This is a genomic window from Pseudoalteromonas sp. Angola-4 (assembly GCF_028599265.1).
Classification (GTDB): domain Bacteria; phylum Pseudomonadota; class Gammaproteobacteria; order Enterobacterales; family Alteromonadaceae; genus Pseudoalteromonas; species Pseudoalteromonas atlantica.
The window spans coordinates 1-438 of the sequence record NZ_JAQREK010000100.1; the positions used below are offsets into that span (position 1 = coordinate 1).

1 pseudogene is annotated in these 438 nt (G+C 43.4%); it reads left to right on the plus strand.

Going from position 1 to position 438, the window contains the following annotated elements:
• Positions 1 to 438, plus strand: a pseudogene (locus PSH48_RS20995) (phosphate ABC transporter permease); the annotation flags it as partial.

Sequence of the window (438 nt, forward strand, 5' to 3'; positions counted from 1 at the left end):
TTACACAACCAGCGAAGCAAAGTTGTGGCAAGGTAAAGTCAGTGAAGGTGCAATTGAACAGTTTGCTATTGCTCCGCGTTCAAATGCCGCGCTGATTTTGGCTGATAACAAGCTAACGGTATTAGAAATTCATAACGAACACCCAGAAGTAACGTGGTCAGCGCTTTGGCAAGAAGTATGGTACGAGGGTTACCCTGAGCCGGGTTATATTTGGCAATCAACGTCTGCAAGTGATGATTTTGAATCTAAGTTCTCACTGGTACCAATTTCATTTGGTACTTTAAAGGCTGCTATGTATGCAATGTTATTTGCTGTGCCTATTGCTATTTCAGCCGCTATTTACACCGCTTACTTTATGTCGAGCGAATTACGTCGCGCAGTTAAGCCGACCGTTGAAATAATGGAAGCTTTGCCAACGGTAATACTCGGCTTTTTAGC